General features: G+C 78.2%; 1 protein-coding gene. It reads right to left on the reverse strand.

The annotated features are described in order from the left end of the window. Window positions 1–93: 93 nt before the first annotated feature. On the reverse strand, window positions 94–921 hold the full coding sequence (locus tag QH283_RS11205) for a hypothetical protein (RefSeq protein WP_280502948.1): 828 nt from the start codon (window positions 919–921) through the stop codon (window positions 94–96). Window positions 922–1,016: the final 95 nt, after the last annotated feature.

Raw genomic sequence — 1,016 nt, forward strand, 5'->3', positions numbered from 1 at the left:
CCCCCCACCCCCCCCCCCCCCCCCCGCCCCGCACGCGCCCGGGCCCCCCCCCGCCCCCGGCGCTCCCCCCGCCCCGCGGGCATCGGGACGGCGTCAGATGTGGACCGGCGGCCCCGGGTCGGACGCCCCGGGCGGACCCGGCACCACATAGCGCAGGGTGTCCATGTTCGGCCGATAGCAGGTCGAATCCGGCTCCCGGACGGTGGCGATGCCCTGGCGCGAGCGGTCCCGCTCGGACGGCGGGGGCTCGCAGGAGTGCTGTGCCCGGCCGATCCCCTGGGCGGACGAGCCAGGACCAGGAGCGGGCGCGGGCTCGCCCGCGGCGGCCACCGCCGCCACCACGCCCAGCGCCAGCGCGCCGAGCACGGCGGGCACCCCGAACAGGTTGTCCTTGAGCGTCGGCAGCAGGCCTGCCCTGCCCGCCTCCGCACCGCGCGGCGGCTCCGCCCGGCCGACCCTGGTGGTGGGCGCCTCCCCCGACGCCGGGGCCGGGGCACGGGTGACCATCGGGGAACCGCTCGCGTGCGGCGGCACCCCCGGCGCGGACGGCGGGCGCGCCTCGGCCCGGCCGCGCGCGGGATCGGCCGGATACTGCGGACCCGGCGCGGCGGGCCCGGTCTCCTCGCTCTCGGTGACCAGCAGATGCGTGGCGCCGAGGACCAGCGCGTGCATCGGGTGCGCGGCCACGTGCAACCGGTGGCCGAGATGGTTCTGGAAGGCCAGCCGCAACGGCTCGTTGAAGCAGGCGTTACCGCTGAGCAGCACCGTCGAGGTGTCCGCCCCGATGGAACGGGCCGCGGCCATGACCTCGATGACCACGTCGTCGGCCGAACGCGCCTCGCGCATGGCCTCGGCGGTGACGGGCACCTCGATCGACTCGGTGGGCTGCTCGTCGTCGCCGTGCACGGCGCAACCCAGCATGGTACGGCCGGGGCAGTTAAAACCGGTCGCGGCCGAGCCCGCGGGCTAGCCGGGGGGCGGCGGGCGGGACTGGGCCCGACCCCCCCCAGTGGCCC

Origin of the sequence: Nocardia farcinica (assembly GCF_029867845.1) — a bacterium.
Classification (GTDB): Bacteria; Actinomycetota; Actinomycetes; order Mycobacteriales; family Mycobacteriaceae; genus Nocardia; species Nocardia farcinica_A.

Bases quoted from the DNA above. Each gene is read 5' to 3' on its own strand.
- QH283_RS11205 (WP_280502948.1), bottom strand. From the start codon at position 921: ATGCTGGGTTGCGCCGTGCACGGCGACGACGAGCAGCCCACCGAGTCG.